Annotated in this window: 16 protein-coding genes and 1 pseudogene; 13 read left to right on the top strand and 4 right to left on the bottom strand. The window is 40.3% G+C overall.

Annotated elements, in window-relative coordinates; genetic code table 11:
* Positions 1–90 precede the first annotated feature (90 nt).
* Positions 91–312, top strand: a complete 222-nt coding sequence (locus BIV59_RS01380) for a hypothetical protein (RefSeq protein WP_071349645.1) — start codon at positions 91–93, stop codon at positions 310–312.
* A gap of 72 nt (positions 313–384) precedes the next feature.
* Here BIV59_RS01380 and BIV59_RS01375 read toward each other — a convergent pair whose 3' ends face one another.
* Complete coding sequence (locus BIV59_RS01375; protein WP_071349644.1) at positions 385–1593, bottom strand: cytochrome P450 family protein; 1209 nt, start codon at positions 1591–1593, stop codon at positions 385–387.
* Between the two features lie 244 nt (positions 1594–1837).
* Between BIV59_RS01375 and BIV59_RS01370 the strand changes: the two genes are divergently transcribed.
* The 3 genes and pseudogenes from BIV59_RS01370 to BIV59_RS23990 all read left to right on the top strand — a co-directional run.
* The gene (locus BIV59_RS01370; RefSeq protein ID WP_071349643.1) at positions 1838–2431 is read left to right on the top strand and encodes a carboxymuconolactone decarboxylase family protein; all 594 of its coding nucleotides are present in this window, start codon (positions 1838–1840) and stop codon (positions 2429–2431) included.
* 155 nt (positions 2432–2586) lie between these two features.
* On the top strand, positions 2587–3324 hold the full coding sequence (locus BIV59_RS01365) for a hypothetical protein (protein ID WP_071349732.1): 738 nt from the start codon (positions 2587–2589) through the stop codon (positions 3322–3324).
* A 149-nt stretch (positions 3325–3473) separates the two neighbouring features.
* Positions 3474–3563, top strand: a pseudogene (locus tag BIV59_RS23990) (YjcZ family sporulation protein); the annotation flags it as partial.
* 114 nt (positions 3564–3677) lie between these two features.
* Here BIV59_RS23990 and BIV59_RS01360 read toward each other — a convergent pair.
* On the bottom strand, positions 3678–4556 hold the full coding sequence (locus BIV59_RS01360; protein ID WP_071349642.1) for a VanW family protein: 879 nt from the start codon (positions 4554–4556) through the stop codon (positions 3678–3680).
* 299 nt (positions 4557–4855) lie between these two features.
* On the opposite strand from BIV59_RS01360, the gene BIV59_RS01355 reads away from it, so the two are divergent.
* The 9 genes from BIV59_RS01355 to BIV59_RS01315 all read left to right on the top strand — a co-directional run bounded on the left by BIV59_RS01355 (position 4856) and on the right by BIV59_RS01315 (position 16947).
* Positions 4856–6109 carry a M20 family metallo-hydrolase gene (locus BIV59_RS01355; RefSeq protein ID WP_071349641.1) on the top strand — a complete coding sequence of 418 codons (1254 nt, stop codon included), beginning with the start codon at positions 4856–4858 and terminating at the stop codon, positions 6107–6109.
* 633 nt (positions 6110–6742) lie between these two features.
* Positions 6743–7633 (top strand): nitrilase-related carbon-nitrogen hydrolase, encoded by an 891-nt coding sequence (locus BIV59_RS01350; RefSeq protein WP_071349640.1) that lies wholly within the window; start codon positions 6743–6745, stop codon positions 7631–7633.
* A gap of 37 nt (positions 7634–7670) precedes the next feature.
* Entirely contained in the window at positions 7671–9038 is a 1368-nt protein-coding gene (locus tag BIV59_RS01345; RefSeq protein WP_071349639.1) for an NAD(P)-dependent oxidoreductase, read from the top strand.
* 22 nt (positions 9039–9060) lie between these two features.
* Complete coding sequence (preA, locus tag BIV59_RS01340) at positions 9061–10341, top strand: NAD-dependent dihydropyrimidine dehydrogenase subunit PreA (RefSeq protein WP_071349638.1); 1281 nt, start codon at positions 9061–9063, stop codon at positions 10339–10341.
* 11 nt (positions 10342–10352) lie between these two features.
* Positions 10353–11768, top strand: coding sequence for a dihydropyrimidinase (gene hydA, locus BIV59_RS01335; protein ID WP_071349637.1), 1416 nt, complete (start codon positions 10353–10355; stop codon positions 11766–11768).
* 78 nt (positions 11769–11846) lie between these two features.
* Positions 11847–12071, top strand: a complete 225-nt coding sequence (locus BIV59_RS01330; RefSeq protein WP_071349636.1) for a hypothetical protein — start codon at positions 11847–11849, stop codon at positions 12069–12071.
* A 187-nt stretch (positions 12072–12258) separates the two neighbouring features.
* On the top strand, positions 12259–13875 hold the full coding sequence (locus tag BIV59_RS01325; RefSeq protein ID WP_071349635.1) for a PucR family transcriptional regulator: 1617 nt from the start codon (positions 12259–12261) through the stop codon (positions 13873–13875).
* Positions 13876–14118: 243 nt separating this feature from the next.
* Positions 14119–15579 carry a CoA-acylating methylmalonate-semialdehyde dehydrogenase gene (locus tag BIV59_RS01320; RefSeq protein WP_071349634.1) on the top strand — a complete coding sequence of 487 codons (1461 nt, stop codon included), beginning with the start codon at positions 14119–14121 and terminating at the stop codon, positions 15577–15579.
* Positions 15580–15609: 30 nt separating this feature from the next.
* Complete coding sequence (locus BIV59_RS01315; protein ID WP_071349633.1) at positions 15610–16947, top strand: aspartate aminotransferase family protein; 1338 nt, start codon at positions 15610–15612, stop codon at positions 16945–16947.
* 115 nt (positions 16948–17062) lie between these two features.
* Here the strand turns inward: BIV59_RS01315 and BIV59_RS01310 are convergent, their stop codons facing one another.
* The gene (locus tag BIV59_RS01310; protein WP_071349632.1) at positions 17063–18100 is read right to left on the bottom strand and encodes an alpha/beta fold hydrolase; all 1038 of its coding nucleotides are present in this window, start codon (positions 18098–18100) and stop codon (positions 17063–17065) included.
* A complete protein-coding gene (locus BIV59_RS01305; RefSeq protein ID WP_071349631.1) occupies positions 18093–18623 on the bottom strand; it encodes a hypothetical protein in 531 nt (176 codons plus the stop codon). Before BIV59_RS01305 ends, BIV59_RS01310 begins: the two co-directional genes overlap by 8 nt.
* Positions 18624–18878 lie beyond the last annotated feature (255 nt).

Below are 18878 nucleotides of genomic sequence, written 5' to 3'. Positions count from 1 at the left end.
ATATAAAAAATGCAATGGTATCCCTAATAAAAATTCTTTGTCTAAAGGGCAGAATATAATTCAAACGAACTAACAAAAGAGGGATACCACATGAAAACTTACAGATATATGCTAAAGGAATCACTGGATGCTGCAGAATTAGCTGAAGATTTGAAAGTTCAAATTGCTGTCAACCGTTTTTGCGATGTGAAGATTAGCCATGACGAACACCGAAATGAAATAGTTGTTCATTTGCCTGAAGCTGATGGAACAATTGAGGACGTTGTGGAAATATTCATGGCCGACTATAAGACAGGTGAACTTATTGAATAACCATAAATACCCTGAAAACAGCAGACAATTAAAATTAATAGCCTCCTGCTAAAAAGCAGGAGGCTAAATTATTTAAAATATTAGCGGAATTTCTTTTACACCCCGTACAATCATTCCTGGTCTCCATTGCAATTCATCCGGATCAATGGCCAGGCGAATATCCGGCATTCTGTTTAATAAGGTATTAATGGCAATCTCTCCTTCTAAACGGGCAAGGGGCGCACCAAGGCACAAATGAATTCCTTTTCCAAAAGCAAGGTGCGGGCTTTTTTCCCGGGCAATGTCGAGAATATCCGGATCTTCGAAAACTTGAGAATCACGGTTGGCTGAATTTAGCGCTACAATAACATGATCTCCGCGTTTTAATTCAACATTCCGAAAAATAAGGTCTTCGCCTGCCCAGCGGTCAGTGCTGAATTCAACTGGGCCATTATAGCGGATCAGTTCCTCAATAGCAGTTGAAATGAGCTCAGGATTATTCTTCAGTTTATCAAACTGTTCCGGAAATTCAAGCAGGGATAGGATACCATTACCTATCAGGTTGACTGTAGTTTCGTGCCCTGCAATGATTAAAAGAGAGACAAGACCATACAGTTCCTCTCCCGACAGTTTTTCTACGTCATCTTCTGCGTGAATTAGGTCATTTATCATGCCTTCACAGGGGGTTTCACGCACCTGCGCAAACCAGTCCTCAAGGTAGGCAATGAATTCTGACATATGCTGGCCAACTTCTTCAAAACTTTCAGCAGTTCCACTTTCTATAAGGGAATTGGACCATATCCTGAATTTTCCCCTGTCTTTGCTGGGAACTCCAAGCATTTCGCAAATGACAATGATGGGTAGAGGAAATGCCAAATCATCAATTAAATTTAATTTACCTTTTGCTTTTACATCATCGAGGAGTTCATCGGTTATTTCCTGAATTCTTTCACGCATGCCTTCAATCATTTTGGGTGTAAACGCTTTTTGTACAAGGCCTCTTAACCGTTTATGATCAGGCGGATCAGAAAAGAGCATATTTTGGGTAAAGATGCTGGTATGTGAAGTTGGCTCATCAGTTAATTTCGTATAATCCTTAATAAATCTGCTGTCTTTTAGTAGTTCAGAGGCATCTTCATGCCGTGTAATCAGCCAAGAATGCATTCCCCCAGGAAGAATGGTCTTATAAATGGGAGCCTCCTCTCTAAGTTTTTTGTAAAGTGGATATGGATTTTTAACAAAAGCTTCTGTAAACATATAATTTTGTCCATTTGTTATCTCTCCATTATCTTTAAGTTCCATTTTATATTTCTCCTTCCCAAATGCTTCTTTGCATATTCAGTTCTAATATTTATTATAATACGAAAACGAAAAATTCAGAAAATTAAGTGTTTACTTTACATGGTTTTTTTAGAATGATTTCTAAACAAAGGGATAAGTTATAAAGTGAAGTAACTAACAGTTCGGGTTATCTCTCTTTCAAGTCTATCACTGAAGTTTTAAACAAATGGGATTATAAAAGCGAAATAAAAAGGATGGATCTTATATGCAAACTAACTTATATAGCACAGAGAGCCTGCTTCACCTTAACAGTCTAAAAAGCCTCGTTCCCGAAACACTGCATGCATATGCAACATATAACAGTGCAGTGCTGAAAGCTGGAGCTTTAAACAGAAAAGAAAAAGAAATCATTGCCCTTTCATTAGCATCTGCAATACAATGCCCGTACTGCATCGATATTCATACAAGAAGTGCCAAAACAGAGGGAGCTTCACTTGAAGAACTGTCTGAAGCTATATTTATTGCCGCTGCAGTAAAAGGCGAAAGCACATTTATGCAACAAGAAGAAATAACCGGACAATCAAATGAACGAAATGAGTGCCAAGAAACCTGTAAGAATTTTTTTGATTCAGCCTTCCAGGCAGGAAAGCTGAGCCCGAAAATGAAGGAAATCATTGCACTAGCGGTTTCCCATCTTTTAAAGTGCTCTTATAGCATTAAAAAGTATACAAAGAATGCACAAGCAGCAGGGGTATCCCACCAGGAACAAATGGAGGCAATTTTTATTGCTTCTGCCATATGTTCCGGGGGAGTTTATATGCAAATGGCAAACATGATATCAGTATATAATGAATCTTGATAAAGTCCTGAATATTACTATCCGCAGCCCCTTGAAATAGGGGCTTTTTACTTTTCGCAGCTGTATTGACTGATAAAAGAAACGTTTATATGGATGCTAATCCTTATTTCTTCATATATTGGAAATGGAGAAGTCAATAATTTATGGAGGAAATCATGATATTAATAGACGGGAAGCAAACAAACCTCGAGTCCCTGCAAATTGAAGGCTATGACTCAGAGTCAATTATTAAAAAAATGATTGCCTACAATGCGAAATATGAATATCCAAGCCCTAAATATTTGAGGTTCGAACTGTTTACACGCAGCAATATTTTAGAAGCCTCAAAAAAATTGAATGAGAGCGGAGCGGGATTTGAGACATTTGAACATTCAATGTGCAATAAAAAATATTGGGACCGGCTGAATAATGGAGGATTTTTGCTAAAAAAGGACGTATCCCCCGCATCAGCCATCTTAGATATCCTAAATAACGGGGAATATTATGCATTTGAATGTTCAACTGCCATGGCAATAGTTTTATATATAACTGTAATAATGACCATCGGAAGAGCTTCATTTAACAAATATTTCGAAGGAATACTTTTAATGGATGGATATTTCGATGAAGACCTTGAGCTGTATTCAAAAAAAGGCGATGATTTTTTGCCAGGTGATATATTGTATTTTAAAAATCCGGATTTTGATCCAAAACAGCCTCAGTGGAGAGGGGAAAACGTCATTTATTTCGGGAATGACAAATTTTTCGGCCATGGAATAGGCATTCAAAGTTCAGTTGAAATCATTAGCTTTCTCAATGAAACAAGAGCAAAGGACGGAAGTGAATCAGCATTTTTGACACGATCCATTACAAGACCTGATTTTATTTCGTTATATAATTTAAAGAACCTGTAAGTATATACAATTATATTCAGGCAATCTGAGCTTTTAACCACCCGAAGATTCAGTTCCGATTTATCCTTCCTGTCATACACTGCAATTAACCAAATAAAGGAATAAAAAAATAAGGAGTGTTATTGATGACAGCTGTTGCTGGCGGCTAAGGTTTCGGTAATGGTTTTTTTTTATTAGTGGTATTGTTTATACTTTTAATCATTATAAGGTACAGCTGCCTCAGGGGCTACGGAGGATTTAATGGATTAATTGATCAATCGACCTGCAATAATCTGCTGCAAAAAATGAAACACCCATATTTCTTTTTTTTGCAGCAATTTTTTGCAGCCAAAACTATGGGGCCATGGCCACGGTTATCTGTTAATATCTTTATGGGCGGAGCCTGCGTTGATTGAATCTGAAGAAAAAATATTCACAACCAGCATTTCCCCCAGAACATGTGCCCTAATAAGGACGGCTTGATTAAGCGTATTGGCAAACTGGAAATCGGGGCCATACCAGCTGACTGTCGCATCTCTACCTTTTGGTACATACGGAACAGCCCGGCTATGCGAGTACCTTTGAACAATGTCCAATCCAGCAATATCTGCAGCATTGAAAAGGGTAGAAGATACCTGGCAAATGCCGCCGCCTATCCCTTCCGAAAATTCTCCTTTCACAATAACGGGAGCCTTTAAGTATCCCTTACTTTCGGTTCTCATTCCCACTGCTTTATTAAAGGAAAAAATCTCACCCGGAAAAACAACATAATTATTGAGTGCATTTGCAGCAAGGCTGATATTATGCGAGCGATTTTTGTTGCTTGATTTAAAATAGGTTACATAATGGCCAATCCTTTTGGTCCGGATATTTGATAGAAGTTCACTGTCCACTTTAGGATAAATGGAAATCATCGGTGTTTCCAGATGAACATCCCTTCCGCTGAAGAAGAACGCATAAAATTGCCTGGTAAATTCCTGCTGATAAAGCTTTGAGCCATTCTGCCCTGGCACGATCATCCCCTGTTCATTAATCTCTGCATTCTTTGGTGGCTGATAAGTCTGCTCATCAAGCATTTTAATGAAAGTGCGATATCTCTCCATATTTAAAACTGGAAAGCCTGGTAAAGGAATAGAAAAATCAGAATGGTCAGCTTCAGCAATTGTGCGGCCCATATAGCTGACTGTCAAATGTGCTGATGAACTCCAAATATTCGTGATAAGCATTAAACTGGCGAACCAATGGAAAATCATTTCATGTATACACCGCCGTACATATTAGTTTTCATATAATTCCACTTCTATTAATATAACCAGCTTAGACGATTGAATGTATAAACACCCCAGAAGTTTAATTTGCCCTGTACCAGTTGAAACTTCAATTGAATGATTACAAATTCAGCATGGATACTGATTAGGCTGGCTACCCAAGAACAACCTGTCCAAATTAGGACAGCAAACATCTTACATAATGTCTACTAAAGTAATTTAAGGCTGGCTGTATAATCAATAGACATAAAATTTCAAAAATATTTGATGAAAGTGGTGGAAACATGATTGCAGCGCGCTCAATAAACAGCAAGAGACTGCAACAGCGTATAGAAAAACTAGCGGAAATAGGCAAGATCAGTGATACTGGTGTGTGCCGTCTTGCATTGTCCATAGAGGACCGGCATGCAGTAGACATTGTCCGCGGCTGGATGGAAGAGGCTGGCTTAAAAACACGCATCGATAACTTTGGGAATTTAATAGGGAGGCTTGAAGGGAGCAATCCTGATATGCCCTCTCTGATGCTGGGTTCGCATATTGATTCACAGCCTTATGGAGGAAGGTTTGATGGAACTATAGGAGTGCTTGGAGCCATTGAGACCGTACAGACCTTGCAGGAAAAAGGGATTGTTCCTGATATTCCAATTGAAGTGGCAGCCTTTTGCGATGAAGAGGGATGCCGATTCAATAAAGGGATTTTTGGTGTCCGGGGCATTTGGGGCGAACTTGAAGAAGGAGAACTGCAGAGAGTGGATAAAGACGGCATCACAAGGGAACAGGCCCTGATCAGTTTTGGATGCGATCCATCAAAATTTGCTGAGTCGCAGTATAAAAAAGGGAGTGTTGCTGCTTTTCTTGAGCTGCATATTGAACAGGGGCCGGTTCTTGAAAAATTAAATAAACCCGTGGGAATTGTAACTGGCATTTCGGGTCCATTATGGCTGACCGTAGACTTTACTGGCTTCGCCGGCCATGCAGGCAGTGTCCCTATGGATATGCGGAAGGATGCATTGCTTGGTGCCGCAAAAGTAATTGTGGCACTAAATGAGATTGTAGCCCGCAATCCAGATTCACCAGCAGTTGCAACAGTAGGAAACATTGAGGTATTTCCTAATTCCCGTAACATCATTCCTGAAAAAGTCACTTTTACTGTTGATTTACGGGATATTGATATTGAACAGAGAAACCGGAATGAAATGGAGTTAAAAAGGGAGATTCAGAAGATCGCCGAACAGCATGGACTTAAAGCAGTTATAAGAGAAGACACCAATACTGAACCCCGTTACTGTGCAGAGTGGATCAAAGAGGCCATACGCAATGAAGGCAAAAAAATGGGTATTGAGCCCGCTGAGCTTATGAGCGGACCTTTTCATGACAGCATGGTCATGTCAAGATATTGCGATTATGGAATGATTTTTGTACGCTGCAAAGACGGAATCAGCCACAACCCTCTTGAGTATTCGTCGAATGAAGATATTGCACTTGGAACAGAACTGCTATACCTGACTGCATTATCCGTCATTGAAGCGAAGAAATAATCTATAAAAACACTGGGGGTGAGTTCAGTTTTCATCCCCGCATTTTTATGAGCAAGGTTCTTATTTAAGGGCTCTTTTTGTAAGGCTCTTTTCTTAAAGATTGCTGTTACTTAAATAAATTCCATTGTTATAGCAGGTTGGCTGGAGTGGAAGGTGTGGAGACTCCTGCGGGATCAGCGCACGCCCCGCGGAAAGCGAAGCATCCTGGAGCGGAAATCAACCCCTTGTTTCATAGCAACAAAGTTTACGAAAACAGCCTTTTGTAAAGATTTTTTTTATTTGTTATGTGAGGATTCCAATTGCCAAGTCAGGCTGATATGAACGTAAGGTGAACCTTTGTGAAAAAGAGATCCGGGGCAGAAGCTGTTTGAAAAACCTTACAGAATGAGAACAGTACAGCTGGTTTGAGTTGCAGAAAAACCAGAATGCGAGGATGATAATTGATTTGATGTAGATTTGATGTACATATTCTACAGCGCTTTTCTGCGAACTAGTTTTTACACTATGTATGAATCGGCAAATTATATACTTACAAAGTGTTTAATGAATTGCAATCTTTGTCATTATAAAATAAGTGAAATGAATACTGATTATTCCGTATACTTTATTAATTTGAAAACAGGAGGGATTTTCATGACTGATAAAGTGATGATTGGGCTTATACAAGCGGCAAATGATATTCATGGAGATGAGCCAGTGGAAGTCCATAAAAAAAGGGCAATTGAGAAACATGTGGATTTAATCAGGAAAGCAAAAGAGAAATCGGCGCAGATCATCTGCCTTCAGGAAATTTTCTATGGTCCATATTTCTGTGCGGAACAAAAAACCAAATGGTACGATGCAGCTGAAGAAGTACCAAATGGACCAACAGTAAAATTTTTTCAGGAACTGGCAAAGGAACTTAGTGTCGTTCTCATTCTTCCAATTTATGAACGGGAGGGAATAGCCACCTATTACAACACTGCCGCTGTCATTGATGCAGACGGCTCTTATTTGGGCAAATACCGTAAAAACCACATTCCGCATGTTGCAGCAGGAGAAGAAGGCTGCGGATTTTGGGAAAAATATTATTTTAAGCCTGGTAATCTTGGCTATCAAGTGTTTGATACCGCCTACGCCAAAATTGGTGTGTATATATGCTATGACCGGCATTTTCCGGAAGGTGCACGGCTTCTTGGGCTGAAAGGAGCAGAAATTGTCTTTAACCCGTCCGCGACGGTAGCTGGCACTTCTGAGTATTTATGGAAGCTGGAACAGCCTGCACATGCAGTAGCAAACGGATACTATATTGCCGCAGTCAATCGGGTGGGTACCGAAGCGCCATGGAATATGGGAGAGTTTTATGGCCAGTCATACCTAGCAGACCCAAAAGGAAATTTTGTTGCCATGGCAAGCAGAGATAAAGATGAAGTTATTGTTGGGGAAATGGACAGGAAGCTAATCAGGGAAGTCAGGGATGCCTGGCAATTCTACCGTGACCGCCGGCCGGAAACTTATAAAGAAATGACGGCTTTGCTGCCATAAAAAAATATATAAAAATAGCCAAGAAGGGAGAACGTTCATGAATAAAGCTGAAAGAATATCTCTGCATCAGCTGGAACGGAATTTTGAAGAAATTGAACCTGCTTTGACAAACCGGCAGGCTATTGAAGAAGCAAATCGATGTTTATATTGCTATGATGCCCCTTGTATTAAAGCTTGCCCTACAGATATAGATATCCCTTCTTTCATCAAAAAAATTGCATCCGGCAATTTAAAAGGTTCGGCTAAAACAATTATGACTGCAAATCCTGTAGGTGCAAGCTGTTCAAGGGTATGCCCTACAGAAGAGCTATGCGAAGGAGCTTGTGTGCTTAATCATGCCACTTCCCCAATCATGATTGGAGATCTTCAAAGATATGCAACGGACTGGGCGATCAGGAATGAAGCAGTCCTTTTTAAGGCCGGAAAAAAGACCGGGAAGAAGGTAGCTATTATAGGGGGCGGCCCCGCCGGTTTATCTGCTGCCAGGGAGCTTGCTATTTTGGGACATTCGGTCACAATATTTGAGGCCAAGGAAAAAGCGGGAGGAATGGATACATACGGAATCGTTTCTTTCCGTCTCCCTCAAAGCATATCATACTGGGAAATTCAGCAAGTAAAAAACCTTGATGTGGAAATCAGGACAAATACGGCAGTAGGCAAAGATATCGCTCCAAAAGCCATATTAGATAACTATGATGCTGTTGTTCTTGCCATAGGCATGTCTGAGGTTCCAAAGTTAGGAATTGACGGAGAGGAATTAGACGGTGTGTATGATGCGATTTCATTTGTTGAAGCTACCAAAACAGGAACACTTACCAAAGACTTAATAGGAAAAAAAGTTGCGGTAATCGGTGCAGGAAATACGGCAATAGACGCGGCCACCTGTTCTGTCCGCCTGGGTGCAGAAGACGTCAAAATCATTTACCGGCGATCTATTGATGAAATGACAGCCTATGACTTTGAATACGAATTTGCGATACATGATAATGTGGATTTCCAATGGCTTACTGCACCTGTAAGGATCATTTCTGATGGCCAGGGAAGGGTATCTGCAATTGAATGCATCAAAATGATCTTAAGTGAACCTGGCGACGATGGGCGGAGAAATCCGCTGCAAGTGCAGGGCTCTGAATTCACCCTGGAAATTGACGCGGTTATCAGAGCAATTGGACAATCCCGTTATATATCTTTATTAGAAGAATTTGGTGTTGAACATAGAGGAGGAGTAGTTAAACTTATCCCTGATTCATATAAAACCACATGCGATAAAGTATATGCCTGCGGTGATGTGACTTTTGGAAAAGGACAGGGTGAAGCAATGGTGGTCTCCGCTGCACAGCAGGGAAAACTGACTGCCTATGAAGTTCATAAAAGTCTTGCAGGCGAAGTAACCGCAACTGCCTAAATAGCTAAGAAGGAGGCATAACATGGCTGATTTACACATTAATCTTGCAGGGATAAAATCACCTAATCCCTTTTGGCTTGCTTCAGCCCCCCCGACCAATTCAGGCTACCAGGTGCAAAGGGCATTTGAAGCAGGATGGGGCGGAGCTGTATGGAAAACACTCGGAGACCCAATTTTGAATGTAACCTCCCGTTTTGCTGCAGTCGGGTTCAATGGCCAGAGAGTAGCAGGCTTTAATAATATTGAACTGATTACTGACAGACCCCTTGAAGTGAATTTAAAGGAAATCTATGAAACTAAAAAAAGGTTTCCGGATCATGCTATCATCGCCTCATTAATGGTTGAGCCAAAACAGGAGAAATGGCATGAAATTGTTAAACGTGTAGAAGATGCAGGAGTAGACGGTTTTGAGCTTAATTTCGGCTGTCCTCATGGAATGGCGGAACGGGGAATGGGCTCCGCTTCAGGACAAGTACCTGAACTCGTAGAAAAACAGACATATTGGGCAAAAGAAGCCGCACGCTCACCCGTTATCGTAAAGTTAACTCCCAACATAACAGATATTACGGTAACAGCAGAAGCTGCGGTAAGAGGCGGAGCAGACGCCGTCAGCATGATTAATACGATAAACAGTCTTGCAGGGGTTGATATACATTCCTGGAATACGATTCCTCATGTAGCTGGAAAAGGGGCACATGGCGGCTATTGCGGTCCGGCAGTTAAGCCTATTGCCTTGAATATGGTAGCGGAATGTGCCCGGAATGCACTTATAGATGTACCAATTTCAGGAATAGGAGGAATATCCAATTGGCAGGATGCCGTTGAATTTATTTTAATGGGTGCTACTGGAGTTCAAGTATGTACAGCGGCTATGCATCATGGTTTTAGAATAGTAGAAGATATGATAGAAGGACTATCCAATTATTTAGATGAAAAAGGCTTGGCCTCAGTCATGGACCTTATAGGAAAATCCGTTGGACGCTACTCAAACTGGGGCGAGCTCGATCTAAATTATAAAGTAGCAGCCAGAATCAATACAGAAGTATGCATTAAGTGTAATAAATGCCATATTGCTTGCGAAGATACTTCACATCAATGTATTGATATTCTTACCGGAGAAAATGGAAACTCTTATTTGCGTGTGCGGGAAGAAGATTGCGTGGGGTGCAATCTTTGTTCCATCGTTTGCCCGGTTGATGGTGCAATTGATATGGTTGAACTAGAAAGGCAGCTGCCGCCGATGACATGGAATCAAAGACAAAGTGCAATTGGAATGCTTGGTGAAAGAGACCTGGTTAAATAGGAGGGTATACTATGAAAAAAATAATCCGAAACGGAAAAATTGTCACTGCATCAGATGTCTATAAAGCAGATATATTAATAGAAAACGAGAAAATATCAGCTATAGGCATAAATCTCAATGCAGAGGGTGCAGAAATAATCGATGCTGCCGGTTCTTATATTTTTCCTGGCGGAATTGATCCCCACACACATTTGGATATGCCCTTTGGCGGAACAGTTACTAAAGATGATTTTGAAACTGGAACAATTGGTGCGGCTTACGGCGGAACGACAACTATTATTGATTTTTGTTTAACTGAAAAAGGGGAACCATTAAAAAAAGCCATCGATGTCTGGCATGAAAAGTCCAGGGACAAAGCAGTCATTGACTATAGTTTTCATTTAATGATTTCAGAGATAAATGAAGATGTACTTAATGAGATTCCAAAAGTAGTTGAAGAAGAGGGGATCACTTCTTTTAAGGTGTTTATGGCTTATAAGAATGTTTTTCAGGCAGACGATGAAACACTCTTCCGGACACTTGTTACAGCAAAGGAACATGGGGCATTGGTGATGGTACATGCAGAAAATGGGGATGTTATCGATTATTTAACAAAAAAAGCACTTGTAGAAGGTAAAACTGAACCGATTTATCATGCATTAACCCGTCCTCCCGAAATTGAAGGAGAAGCAACGGGCAGGGCTGCTCAGCTTGCCGGCCTTGCGAATTCGCAATTATATGTCGTTCATGTATCCTGCCAGGATGCGGCAGAAAAAATTATAGAAGCAAGGAAAAAAGGGTTTGAAGTGTGGGGAGAAACCTGCCCTCAATACCTTGTGCTAGATCAATCCTACATGGAAAAGCCAGACTTTGAAGGAGCAAAATATGTCTGGTCCCCTCCGCTTCGGGAAAAACATCATCAGGATTTTCTATGGAATGCACTGAAAAGCGGTCAGCTGCAGACCATTGGCTCTGATCAATGCTCCTTCGACTTTAAAGGCCAGAAAGATTTGGGAAGAGAAGATTTCACAAAAATACCTAACGGGGGCCCCATGATTGAAGACCGAATGAGCATCCTTTTTTCAGAAGGTGTTATGAAAGATCGGATCACCTTAAATCAATTTGTTGATATCACTGCCACAAGAGCCGCCAAGCTGTTTGGTCTTTATCCACAGAAAGGAACGATTGCCGTTGGATCAGATGCTGACTTGGTAATATTTGATCCATCCGTAAAAAGAGTGCTTTCTGCAGAAACTCATCATACTGCTGTCGATTATAGCGCTTTTGAAGGCATGGAGATAACAGGGGAGCCTGTAACTGTTTTATCCAGGGGGAGTTTTGTCATAAAAAATAAGCATTTTGTAGGGGAGCCAGGAAAAGGGAATTATCTTAAACGCTCAAAATACGGAAAAGAATCTAAAATCAGGGTAGAAGAACTTTCATTATAGAAAAATCTTTTCCAGACTGAGCCACTTCGCCTGGCCTAAGTCAGCTGATTGCTTAAAATGTGGGGAAGGGTGTGCGGAATGTCAGATTTCCAAGAGTTCCTAGAGGAAAAAGAAAAGATTGATAACCTGGTGAACCAAGGGTACAGAATAGAACATATAACTGAAAATCTCAGCGGTGCGTTTGTAGACTTTAAAAAATCTAAAGAAGTAAATGAATATCAGCAGCTTCATATTAAAACAGCAGAAGGCAGAAAATATTTCTCAGTATTATTATTAGAAGCAGCTTACAGCAACAAAAAATAATTACCGCAAATATTGCGGGAAATGTCTAACCATATCCCTTTTTATCCTATTTTAGAGACATGAAGAAAATCATGTCTCTTTTTGATGTTAGAAAAACTGACAGTCCTATGGCTGAGATGACTGATTTTTATTATAATTATAATAATATGAAACAATCATAATCATAATAGGAAATGAGGCTGCAGCAATGAATTCTTTTATTACAATAGAAGAAATCTTAAAGCGAAAACACTTTGATAAAAGCTGCATAGCAGCAGGAAATCAAGGAATACAGCGTTTAGTGAAGTGGGTGCATGTTGTAGAATCCACCCAAGTCAACCACTTGCTGAATGGAAATGAATTAATTCTTACCACCGGCCTTGGCTGGAAAGATGATGAATCATTATTTATGCCATTCTTACAGCAGCTGATTGCAGCCCAGGCCTCTGGAATATGCATAGAATTGGGCACCAATATTGTTAACATTCCTCAAGAAGCAATTGAATTAGCTGACCGCAGCAAATTTCCTATCATCCTTTTTCATCATGAAGTACCCTTTGTCGAAATAACCCACGATCTGCATTCCATCATCATTAATAAGCAATATCTTTTGATCTCAAACATTGAAAATTATTCCCAGGAGCTGAACAAAAATCTCTTGGAAATCGACCATTATGAGCAAATACTTAAGTTTTTGCAAAATTACTTGGATCTTCAGGTATTAATTGTTTTCAATGACAATAAATCGCTCTCTTTTCCTATAATAAGGGGAAAAGAGCTGCTGTTATTGCTTGAACAGATAAAAGAATATGACCGCATTCAGCATACATCCATGTTAAAACAGACAATCACAATTCTTGGAGAAAGCTATGCAGAACTGATCATTTATGCCAAAAACCGTATGTTGAATGAATTTGATCTCATTATTTTAGATCGGACAGCCACTGCACTTGCTCAGCATTTCTTAAGGGATTTATATGTGGAGGAAAGAAAACTGGCCGAAGAAAGCAAATGGATCAGAAGCTGGCTGGATGGCGAATATAGCGAAGAGGTTATACGCAGCCAGCTTTCATACAGCCATCCGCAAACTAATCTTAATGGAGGGACGGTCTGCATTTGCAAGCTTAAGGCAGCTTCCAATAAAAACTCCTCAGTAGACCGCACATATTTTAAATTATTGTTCAGGACGGTTTTCGAACAAAGTGGATTTCAGCTATTTTCTACTGAAATTCAGCATAATCTGATTTTTATTCTAGGCGATAAACGAAATCCGGATAATTGGAAAGAAAGGATGACTGATGCTTTTATCAGGATAAATAAAGCTGAAAACAGCGGGAGAAAGAGATTAATTGGTATTTCATACGGAGTTGGAAAATATGTAACTGATTTAGGTGATGTGTATAAGAGCTATCAAACAGCTAAAGAGACACTTCTTCTTCAGGATTCCCTTGCTGAAGAAAACAAAAGCTATTTTTATCAGGATCTTCATATGCACAGGATTTTATCTTTAGTTAAACAGCATAGCAACCTGGAGGAAACAGTAAATGAATATCTTGAGCCAGTGCTGAATTATGACAGACGGAATAACGGTGAATTACTTAGGACATTGAAAACCTATCTCGCCTGCAGCGGGTCTAAACAGGAAACTTCAAGCAGGCTTTTTATTGTCAGGCAAACCTTATATCATCGGCTAGAAAAACTCGAAAAGCTTCTCGGCCAAAATTTCATGAAGTCCGAGAAACGGCTTGAGCTTGAATTCATGGTGCTTGCACACGAATATTTGACAAGCTCAAAAAAAAACCTGAAGCTCAAGGCAGAAATCTAAGACTTAGCTGGCAGGGGAGAAAATAAAGTCTTAGATTCATAATTTAAATACCAAAAATGTAAAACGATACTTGCCTTTGAGTATCGTTTTTTTGTTGAAGAATTTCAATAGCGATTTTCTTGCACAGTGCAACAAACTGTAGGAATTTCGATTATATTCTTTTACATAGTGTCTAATGAAGCTAATCCATGCGGCTACTATAATAAAGTCAATATATATGACATTATTCCGGAGGGGATTAACATGACAGTTACAAAGCCGGCAGTTGAGATTTTAAAGAATTTTGTAGGCGGAAAGTGGGTGGATTCTTCCAGCGAAAAACATGAGGATGTGCCTAACCCTGCAACAGGGGAGCTATTGGCGAGGGTGCCTCTTTCCTCGCAGGAAGATTTAAATTCTGCTGTTGCAGCGGCAAAGGAAGCATTCAAAACCTGGCGTAAAGTTGCGGTTCCGCAAAGAGCAAGGATTTTGTTCAAATATCATCAGCTTCTCACCGAGAATTGGGAAAGCCTTGCAAAATTAGTAACTCAGGAGAATGGAAAGAGCTATGAAGAAGCTTACGGGGAAGTGCTCCGGGGAATTGAATGCATTGAATTTGCCTCAGGAGTACCAAGCTTGATGCAAGGGTATCAGCTGCCTGATATTGCAACAGGCATAGAATCTGGCATGTACCGCTACCCTATTGGGGTCATCGGCGGAATAACACCATTCAACTTTCCTATGATGGTGCCTTGCTGGATGTTCCCGCTTGCGATCGCATGCGGAAATACATTTGTCCTAAAACCTTCTGAAAGAACGCCTCTTTTGGCAAACAAACTGGCTGAGCTTCTTAAGGAGGCAGGTTTGCCTGATGGTGTTCTAAATGTAGTCCATGGTGCACATGATGTAGTGAATGGTTTATTATGCCATGAAGATATTAAAGCCATTTCTTTTGTCGGCTCACAGCCGGTAGCTGAGTATATTTATAAAACAGCTGCCGCAAATGGCAAGCGCGTACAAGCGCTTGCGGGTGCTAAAAATCATTCAATCGTGCTTCCGGACGCTGACATGGATAATGCTGTGAGGAATATAACAATGGCTGCTTTTGGTTCTGCCGGTGAGCGGTGCATGGCTGCTTCTGTTGTAGTTGCCGTGGGAAATACAGCGGACGAACTGGTTAGCCGCCTTAAGCAGGCTGCAGATGGGATCATTATGGGGAACGGCATTGACAAGGATGTCTTTCTTGGACCTGTAATCCGTGAAGCCCATAAAGAAAGAACACTTCAATATATACAGCATGGCGAGCTACAAGGAGCAAGGCTTGTTAGAGACGGAAGAAAGGACGATGGTCCGGAAGGCGGCTACTTTATTGGACCGACAATCTTTGACGAAGTGAATACGGATATGAAAATTTGGAAGGATGAAATTTTTGCTCCCGTTCTTTCAGTTGTACGGGTAAATACACTCGATGAAGCAATTGAATTGACAAATAAATCGGAATTTGCAAATGGTGCATGCATCTATACGGATAGTGCGAAAGCCGTACGTCTGTTCAGGGATGAAATTGATGCAGGCATGCTCGGTGTAAATCTCGGGGTTCCAGCACCGATGGCATTTTTCCCTTTTTCGGGCTACAAAAAATCATTTTATGGAGATCTGCATGCAAATGGAAAAGATGGTGTGGAATTTTACACTAGAAAAAAAATGCTGACAGCAAGGTATTAACGAAATTCTACAAAGAATGGAGCTGATAGAATGCAAAATACCGGGAAAACTCAATCACTTCAGGAACTGGATGAAAAATATTTATGGCATTCCATGAAGGGGGCGGCACCTGGACAGTCACACATGATAATCAAAGAAGGCAGCGGTGCATGGATCACAGATAGTGAAGGCAGGCGTTACCTCGATGGTATGTCAGGTTTATGGTGTGTAAATGTTGGTTATGGAAGGCATGAACTTGCAGATGCAGCTTATCAGCAGCTTAAGGAGCTCGCTTATTTTCCTTTAACGCAAAGCCATGCACCTGCCATTAAGCTTGCAGAAAAGTTAAATGAATGGCTGGGAGAAGACTACGTAATTTTCTTTTCCAACAGCGGGTCGGAAGCGAACGAGGCAGCTTTTAAGATAACACGCCAGTATCACCAGCAAACAGGAGGGCATAACCGATATAAATTCATTTCCAGGTACAGGTCATATCATGGAAATACAATGGGTGCTTTAGCTGCGACTGGCCAGGCACAGAGGAAGTATAAATACGAACCGCTTGGCCAGGGATTCCTGCATGTTGCTCCTCCTGATCTTTATAGAAATCCCACTGATGCTGCAACCCTCGCTTCTGCAGAAGAAATTGACCGTGTGATGACATGGGAGGTAAGCGAGACAATCGCTGGAGTCATTATGGAACCTATCATTACCGGAGGAGGGATCCTGATGCCTCCAGATGGTTATATGGCAAGAGTGAAGGAAATTTGCGAAAAACATGGTGCCTTGCTGATTTGTGATGAGGTAATATGCGGCTTCGGCAGGACAGGCAAACCATTTGGATTTATGAATTACGGTGTTTCACCTGATATTATTACGATGGCAAAGGGCATTACAAGCGCATATTTGCCTTTATCGGCTACAGCAGTAAAAAGAGAAATATATGAAGCTTACTCAGGTAACGAGGCATATGATCGTTTCAGGCATGTAAATACGTTTGGCGGGAATCCGGCTTCATGTGCAGTAGCGTTAAAAAATCTGGAAATCTATGAAAGTGAAAATTTAATCGGACGTTCAAAGGAACTGGGAGAAAAACTTCTATTGGATTTACAGACTTTAAGAAAACACCCGCATGTTGGAGACATCCGGGGTAAAGGACTTCTTATTGGGATTGAACTAGTAGAGAACAAGGAAACTAAAGAACCTCTGCAGCTTGAAAAGGTGACACGGATTATTGACAGGTGCAGGGAGAAGGGACTGATTATCGGAAAGAACGGAGATACAGTGGCAGGCTTTAATAATATCCTGCAGCTGGCACCTCCACTTTGTATCACAGAAAATGATTTGTCCTTCATTGTAAAAACTCTAAAAGAGAGCTTATTTGAATAATAAATAAAAAGATCGACAAACAGCTAAAATCCATCTTAGCAGGATTTTAGCTGTTTTATTAATCTATACTGCTGCTGGAATTCTTCAATTTTGATTGAAATATCTGGATGTTAATTTACTCTATAGCTTCAGATCTTCGCGGCAGCCATTCTCTTAAATAACCTGGAAGCTTGCCCCCTCTGGTAAAAGATGAATGCCCGCTCTTAAGGAGCAGATATTTTTTATCATGTGTTGTCAATTTCTCCATCACTGGAAGTATCATATCATCTGGAACCAAGCGATCATTTTCATTGGCTATCACGAGAATATTTGCAGATATATTTTCTAATTCTGCTTGCTGCCCAGAAATCAAAAGACCGCCTTCAATCAGTTTATTTTTCTTTACCAGTTCATTTAAAATCTGTTTGACCGCTGCACCTGTCATCGGCACATACGAAGTGGCCCAATGATTGAATCTTCGCCATTGCTCAGTGTATTCTTTAACATCCGCTTTTTCCAGCAATGAGAAATAATGGGCAAAGTAAATGGGGGAGGTAATTATTCGCATGCCTGCTTGTATTGAATTTGCAGGCAAGATCTTGAAAACGTCAACTATATCCTCAAATCCCGCTGAATCTTCAAGCAGAGCTTCCATCCATTGATCAAAGATTTGTACCTTCCCAAAATTAATCGGGGCTGCAGACAAAATAAGGTTTTTTATAGGCTCTTCCGCTACTGATGCATATATGGCTGCCAGCGTGCCTCCGAGACAAAACCCCATTACTGTTATTTCTTTAGCATTTGAATGCTTTAATGCCCGCCGCACTCCTTTGGCGATATAATCTGTTATATATTGGTCCAGGCCGAGATCGCTGTCTTCATACCCTGGAATGCCAAAATCCATTAAATAGACTTCAAACCCCTGGTTTACAAATGCTTCAATTAAACTATATCCAGGAGCTAAGTCCAATAATATAGGTTCATTGACAAGAGAATATATTAAAAAAATGGGCACTTTATATTTTTTTTCTTTGGGCATGTAATACCAAAGGGTTGCTTTATTTTTCTTCCAGATTGCCATCCGGGTTGTCAGTCCCATATCCGGCAACGGCTCTTTCCAAAGTTCAAGAAAATGTTTCAATTTACTCTCATATGGTTTTTTAATATTATCCATGAATATTCTTCTTTTTACTTTTTTTCATACGAGCGGGATCATAAACTCCCTCAATTTTTCTATTTTTAATTTTGGCTGCTAATCGTTCAATTAAAACAGCTTGTAAGCGTGATACTGCCTGAGGTTCTTTTTGCGGGGCTCCAGATTTTTCATTTAGCCCTGAAAGAGCATTTTCTAATAATCCACTGGCAGGAAAAACCGCTTTTTGGGAATTAATTTCTTTAATTTGCTGGGATAGCTCAGTAAGAGTTTCTTCTATTTTTTCCACTTTTTCTTCTATTTGTATGGCCAGTTTGGCAACAGCTGCTACATCATTTTTAGTCGGAAAATTATAAATGACAGATAGCTGTTCTATATTGTTTTGCAGCTTCTTCAGAACTGGCATTATTTCTTTACCTTTCTGATTAGCAAAAACCATAAATTCCTTTTTATTTAAGAATTCTTGAATGAAAGTATTAAGTTCCTCTTCTGTTTTGACTCCCCACTCCTTAAGTTTCTTATAAAAATCCTGTGAATCATTCATTATATTTCTCCTTTCTGACATTTAAAAACATACTAAGCAAGCAGTTTTAGAACCCTTAAATTCTTTATTATTATAGATATGCATGTACATAGGTGTGCTTAAAATCGAGAAGAACCAGCGCCTTTTTTCCTGATATTATAGTTGATACAAACCTTCTGGACAAAACAGTGAAAAAATGGGTAATTCCGGGTTTCCTAAACGTTTTAATGAAAACAAAAATAACCCCCGCATGGGAGAGGCCACTGAAAAAGTCCA

This window comes from Bacillus sp. MUM 13, assembly GCF_001866725.1.
In the GTDB taxonomy this organism is placed as follows: Bacteria; Bacillota; Bacilli; order Bacillales; family DSM-1321; genus Peribacillus.
The sequence above is the reverse complement of the archived record's forward strand: the minus strand, read 5'-3'. Positions and strand labels throughout refer to the sequence as shown.